Origin of the sequence: Myxococcus sp. CA039A (genome assembly GCF_013336645.1) — a bacterium.
Lineage (GTDB): Bacteria > Myxococcota > Myxococcia > Myxococcales > Myxococcaceae > Myxococcus > Myxococcus llanfairpwllgwyngyllgogerychwyrndrobwllllantysiliogogogochensis.
The window spans coordinates 1-3957 of record NZ_JABUMQ010000544.1 but is presented as its reverse complement, the minus strand read 5'-3'; the positions used below and the strand labels follow the sequence as shown (position 1 = coordinate 3957).

Annotated in this window: 5 protein-coding genes; all 5 read left to right on the top strand. The window is 69.3% G+C overall.

The features are described from left to right. The first annotated feature begins 157 nt into the window (after positions 1-157). The gene (locus HR086_RS45325; RefSeq protein WP_141648182.1) at positions 158-454 is read left to right on the top strand and encodes a hypothetical protein; all 297 of its coding nucleotides are present in this window, start codon (positions 158-160) and stop codon (positions 452-454) included. A 3-nt stretch (positions 455-457) separates the two neighbouring features. Next, positions 458-1801 (top strand): AgmX/PglI C-terminal domain-containing protein, encoded by a 1344-nt coding sequence (locus HR086_RS45320; RefSeq protein WP_174468761.1) that lies wholly within the window; start codon positions 458-460, stop codon positions 1799-1801. A 41-nt stretch (positions 1802-1842) separates the two neighbouring features. Further along, positions 1843-2289 (top strand): cyclic nucleotide-binding domain-containing protein, encoded by a 447-nt coding sequence (locus HR086_RS45315; protein WP_174468760.1) that lies wholly within the window; start codon positions 1843-1845, stop codon positions 2287-2289. An 87-nt stretch (positions 2290-2376) separates the two neighbouring features. Next, entirely contained in the window at positions 2377-2937 is a 561-nt protein-coding gene (locus tag HR086_RS45310; protein ID WP_174458515.1) for a hypothetical protein, read from the top strand. A gap of 150 nt (positions 2938-3087) precedes the next feature. After that, positions 3088-3957 (top strand): hypothetical protein (locus tag HR086_RS45305; RefSeq protein ID WP_174468759.1); only part of this gene is annotated, 870 nt, incomplete at its 3' end.

The following is a 3957-nucleotide window of genomic DNA, read 5'->3' as shown; positions in this document are numbered from 1 at the left end:
CCGCCGGCCCCCACCCCAGCACCTTCCGCGCACGTCGGAGCACCCTCGGAGGGAACTCCGCCCCCCGCGCCGGTGTCCCAGCCCGAGCCCGCTTCCGGCACCGCGCCCTCGAAGAGCGGCTCGGGTAAGCTGGCCACCGACAAGAACTAGGATCGCCATGCGCGCCACCTTCGCCCTCTTCGTGCTCCTCACCACCGCGCCCGTGCTCGCGCAGGACGCTGGCAAGTCCGCCGCGCCCGGCACTGGCGGGGCCACGTCGAGCAGCGAAGCGGCGCCCGCGAAGAAGGCGCCTCGCAAGGTCATCCGCCTGGACGCGCTCACCGTCGAGGGCCGCATCCAGAAGCCCCAGGCTTTCTACATCCTCCCCCGCTCCAACCTGAGCTTCGACGACCTCAACCGCACGGAGAGCTTCGTGCCCAAGGTCGAGAAGAGCGTCGAGCAGGAGCCCTTCTAGGCCATGGCCGCCCCGTCACCTTCCAAGCTGCTCCGCGTCGGCCTCATCCAGAACGGCCAGATTGTCGAAGAGCACCACGTCCGGCGCGAGAGCGTCACCATCGGCCATGACGCGCGCAACACCATCGTCCTGCCCGCCTCGGACGACAGGCCCGCGCGCTTCAGCGTGTTCGAGAACCAGGGCCACCAGTTCCTGCTCGTCATCAACGAGTTCATGAAGGGCCGCGTCAACCTCGGCTCCTCCGACGTGGACTTCGACGCCCTGCGCTCCCAGGGGCTCGCCTCGCGCCGGGGTGACCTCTACGTCCTCCCCCTCCAGGAGACCGCGCGCGGCAAGGTGGAGCTGGGCGACGCCACCCTCTTCTTCCAGTTCGTCGCGCCCAAGGCCGAGGAAGCGCGTCCGCTGATGCCCTCGGACATCCGCGTCAGCCGCTGGAAGACGATGGACCGCGTCTTCTTCGGCATCCTCGCCGCCTCGCTGCTCGTCCACTTCTCCGGCGCCGCCATCATCCTCTCCGCGGAGGCCCCCAAGGAGCAGGAGCTGGCGTTGGATCAGCTCGATGACCGCTTCGTGCGCGCCATCATCCCCCAGCGCCCCATCGAGACCGCGAAGCCCGCCGCGCCGGGCCCCGCCGAGACGCCGAAGGAAGACGTCAAGCCCCCCGAGCCGAAGGACGGCGCGGACAAGCCCGCGTCGGAGAAGCCCGCGGCCGCCGCCGCCGAGCGCCACGCGGAGATGGTGAAGAAGGTCTCCGACAAGGGCCTGTTGAAGATGCTCGGCTCCAAGGGCTCCGGCACCGGCGCGTTCCAGGACGTGCTGGGCAGCGCCAGCGGTGGCAGCGACATCGTCGCCGCGCTCCAGGGCGCCGGCGGCGTGGGCGTGGCCAACGAGGCCTCCGTCGGCAAGGGTACCGGCCCGCGTGGCGGTGGCACCGGCACCGTGACGGGCATCGGCGAGCTGGGCACCCAGGGCGGCGGCAAGGTGGACCTGGGCACGAAGAAGGAAGTCGAAGTGAAGGGCCGCGTGCAGGACGCGACGCCGGACGTCGACAGCTCCGACGTGGACCGCGACGCGCTCGCCCGCTACGTCCGCGCGCGCAAGGGCGCCATCCAGAGCTGCTACGAGAAGGAGCTCAAGCGAAACCCCAACCTCAAGGGCAAGGTGGTGGTGCGCTTCTCCATCACCCCGTCCGGCCGAGTGGGGGACTTCGAAATCGACGAGAACACCCTCGGCAGCGAGGCGGTGGCCAGTTGCATCCGCGCCGCCATTCGCGGCTGGGTGTTCCCGTTCAAACCCGAGTCCGCCGCCACCGTTTCCTACCCCTTCGTCTTCTCGCCGACGGGGTAGGCTCCGGCGCCGGTGTACCCAGCGCGGGCTCCGAGGGGACCATGGAGAAGCTGGCCGTCATCGCCGCCTCACCGCTGTTCGAGATGCTCTCTCCCGTGGAGCTGGACCGTCTGGCGGAGCTGGCCCGGACGCGCCACTGCGTCCCCGGCGAGGTCATCTTCCATGAAGGGGATTTGGGCGACAGCCTCTTCCTCGTCGTCGAAGGCCAGGTGGAAGTGGCCCGGAACGGCACGGATGGGTTGCCGCGCACCCTGGCCGTGCTGTCACCTCCCGAGTTCTTCGGGGAGATGGGCCTCATCGACAAGGACTACCGCTCCGCCACCGTGCGCGCGCGAACGCAGGCCCACCTGCTCCAGCTCACCGCTGGGGACTTGCGCGCCTTCCGCAACGAGTACGCCGAGGGCTTCACCTTCGTCGTCGTCAATATCGCCCGAAGCCTGGCTGCTCGACTGCGTGAGGCCAATGCCCGCCTCTCCAGTAACCACTGAATAACTGGGGGTTCGTCGCGTTGACACCCCACCCCCCGCCTTCTACGCTTTGTTGCAATGGGAAGGGCCGGGAGAGCCGAGAGGCGTATGCGCACTGTCGGAATGGTCGCTGTGATCGTCGCCACGGGCGTGGCCGTCGCGCAGGGACCGGTGCCCTCGCCCCGGTCACCCGCCGCCACCACCACGCTGGAGAAGGCGAGTGAAGTGCCTGACTCGCAGAAGCTGGAGCGCAGCACCCAGGCCTTGAGTGTCATGCGAGACGTGCTTCGCCAGGTGCTCGGCAAGGTGGAAGAAGCGCGCCGCACCAAGGACGTGGTGAAGCTCAACTGCGCCAACGAGAAGCTCACGCAAATCAAGGGCCTGCTGCGCATCTCCGAGCAGGCGGACGTGTCGCTCCAGGAGTCCCTCACCCGGCGCGAGGTCTCCACCAGCGAGCACGAATACACCAAGGTGATGATCGCCCGGCAGAAGGTCGGCCAGCTGCGCTCGGAGGCCGAGGAGTGCATCGGTCAGCTCGCCTTCCGCACCGACGAGAACCTCTTCATCGAGGTGGAGGAGCCGGAGAACCTGCCTGGCGGTGACCCCACGCGCCCGCCTCCTCCCGACGACATCCTCGTGCGCCCGCCTCCCGCGAGCCCCATCAACTAGTCCCGTGCGCCCTCCGGCCCTCCGGGCGAGTCCAAGTCCCGTGTCGAACAATTCTTCGGCCCCTGAAATCGCGCGTGCTATGACGCCCCAGGCCGTCCGCATGAAAGGTGGGAGTGAGTACGCCCTCTCCCTGGGAAGCCACTGCGAGCCATGACGCTGAGAGGGACATTCTGGGGCACGGTCTGCGGGCTGGCGCTGATGGCGCCTGTCACCGTGGCCATGGCTCAGGACGGCATCTCCGCGCCGCCCACGGGTGGCAACGGCTTCAAGGTCGGCAACGGCCGGCTGCATCCGTACTTCGAGTTGGAGACGCGGCTGGACAGCGGCGTGGGCTACTTCGGCCGCGAGGGCCAGGAGTTCCCCGGTGGCGTGTCGCCGGACCTGTCGGGTGAGCTGGCGATGCACTTCCGGCCGGGCTTCCGGCTGGACATCCCCTCTCCCCGGCTGGCGTTCAACCTCAACGCCAACCTGGACTACGTGCTCTTCACGGGCCTGATGACGCAGGGCTCGAACGCGGCCTCGCACATGGAGGGCGCCGCGGACCTGCTGGCGCGCATCAACCCGGAGGCGCCGCTGTCACTGGAGCTGTCAGACCAGTTCACGCGCTCGGACCGGACGCGCACGGCGGCCATCGGCGCGGGCATCCTCAGCCTCTACAACGAGGCCAAGGTGAAGGCTCCGTGGCGGCCGGGTGGTGGCGCGGTGGAGGTGACTCCGGGCGTGGCCTACGCGGTGGAGTTCTTCGAGCCGCTGGGCGCTTCGGCGCCGGCGGACTGCGGCGAAGGCGTGTGCGACCCCGTCGGCGCGGACCGCTTCAACTACGGCAACCTGCACCTGGGCCTGGAGAGCCGCTGGCGCTTCCTGCCGAAGACGGCGCTGGTGCTCGACACCGGCGTGGACGTGCGCCGCTACTTCAACGACGGGGGCCCCAACGCCACGCTGCTGCGCACGTTGATCGGCGTGGCGGGCCTCGTGTCGCCCAAGGTCGCGGTGACGGCGAAGGTGGGCTGGGGGCAGAAC